Source organism: Thiolapillus sp. (assembly GCF_048562965.1).
Taxonomy (GTDB): domain Bacteria; phylum Pseudomonadota; class Gammaproteobacteria; order Chromatiales; family Chromatiaceae; genus Thiolapillus; species Thiolapillus brandeum_A.
The window spans coordinates 1-1460 of the sequence record NZ_JBHNMF010000747.1; the positions used below are offsets into that span (position 1 = coordinate 1).

1 protein-coding gene is annotated in these 1460 nt (G+C 51.6%); it reads left to right on the forward strand.

The genetic code is table 11. The features are described 5' to 3' along the window. Positions 1-452: 452 nt before the first annotated feature. The coding region (locus tag ACOCD2_RS19745; RefSeq protein WP_419625935.1) for an endonuclease/exonuclease/phosphatase family protein at positions 453-1460 on the forward strand (1008 nt) is incomplete at its 3' end.

Below are 1460 nucleotides of genomic sequence, written 5' to 3' on the forward strand. Positions count from 1 at the left end.
CCTCTATTCTGCTCTGATATCTGATATCTGCTCACACTCGCCTTGCAGGCTGGAGGTGGCAGCGCTGTCAAGTTTTCTGTGGATTTTGTTATCTGTACCCATCGCATCGTCGCCATCGTCATCTCATCGTCTTCGTCATGCCCTGGCCATCACGATGGTATCTTTTTCAACGGATTTTGATGCTGGATGTCCTGACCTCGATCGACTTTCTTCAACCGTTCATCGTCCCATCACCGCTTACCTGGCCAGTGTTCGCCCAGCCATGTTTCACCGCACGTGCAGCGCACACCTGTCAACACTCAGGTGTGTTTCTACCTGTCCCTGGCTCGCTGCGCTATGAATACACCAGAGACGCGTTACTGGCTGTGAATAGTAAACAAACTACAGTGTCACCGGCTGTGTGCAACAGACTTCATGAACTCTCCATTCACTCTCGCCACGATTTTCCCTGTATGAAGAAAACGGGGAAAAAGCGACCATACAGGGCTGGAAGAAGGAAGACAAAAGGCAGGAAAATTCCTGTCATCTCCTCTACAGCCTTCACATCCGTCCCTACATGTTCCGTGAATCGTCCCACGGTAAACTTTGACAACCTGATTCAAGTCCCTCTCTCGTCCCAGCCTCAGGACAGGCAAGGTCAACTTTGTGTAGCATTGTTTAATGCATGTTCTGTTGGCACCCAGGAAAAGAGGACAGAAATTGCCGATTTCATTATTGATCTCTGTGTTGATGTTTTGTTCCTTACGGAGACGTGGCTCAGGCAGGCTGGTGATGAGGCGAAGTGTGCAGATCTGGCACCTCCGGGTTTCACAGCGAAATCGTTTCCCCGCTCTTCGCGGGGAGGTGGCCTCGCCATAGTATTGAAGGACTCCCTCCTACCTCACTTCTCTTGGACCACCTCCCTTCCCTTCTGTCACACATCATTTGAACTCATTCACGCCACACTGACTTTGACACAGAAGACACTCCACTTTTACACGCTGTACCGCCCTCCACCGAACCGCAAGAACAAGCTGACTGACTCTCTCTTCTTTGAGCAATTTCCGGACCTTCCAGAACACTGCAACTCCCTGGCCGGTAACTCTTTTATCCTTGGAGACTTCAACTTCCACTACGACTGTCCGCTAAATCCCTACACTTCACGACTCAACGATCTCCTCTCGATGTTCGACCTGCAGCAGTCCGTGAATTCACCCACTCACAAACGTGGACACATACTGGACTGGTTCGTCCATAGGCCGGCTGATGGCCTTCTGCTGTCCACTGAAGTGTCGCAGGCCATCTCTTCGGATCATTTCTGTGTCCTGGCCTACCTTGATGTCACCATACCCCAGTCTCCGCCTACTTTTGTCGAGGCACGTAACATTCGTGCCGTTCACCGACCGACCCTAAAGGAGGATCTGCGCAGCCACCTCTCTGCTCTTTCGTCCCCTTCGGCTGTAGAGCTAGACTCCACTCTT